Origin of the sequence: Pseudoduganella rivuli (genome assembly GCF_009674485.1) — a bacterium.
GTDB classification, from domain to species: domain Bacteria; phylum Pseudomonadota; class Gammaproteobacteria; order Burkholderiales; family Burkholderiaceae_D; genus Rugamonas; species Rugamonas rivuli_B.
On record NZ_WKJJ01000083.1, the window covers coordinates 1 to 263 of the forward strand.

The following is a 263-nucleotide window of genomic DNA, read 5'->3' on the forward strand; positions in this document are numbered from 1 at the left end:
ACCGTCGTATGATGCGATGGGGGGACGGATCGCGGAAGGTTGTCCAACTGTTGGAATAGTTGGTTTCTGGTTCAGAGAAGGCACTTAGGCAAATCCGGGTGCGGAATTCAAGGGACTGGGACGAGCGAGCTTGACTCGCGAAGCAATCGGAAGTGGTTCCAAGAAAAGCCTCTAAGCTTCAGTCATACGAGACCGTACCGCAAACCGACACAGGTGGGCGAGATGAGTATTCTAAGGCGCTTGAGAGAACTCGGGAGAAGGAA

General features: G+C 53.2%; 1 rRNA gene. It reads left to right on the plus strand.

The features are described from left to right. A 23S ribosomal RNA gene (locus tag GJ700_RS36455) occupies nucleotides 1-263 on the plus strand; the annotation flags it as partial.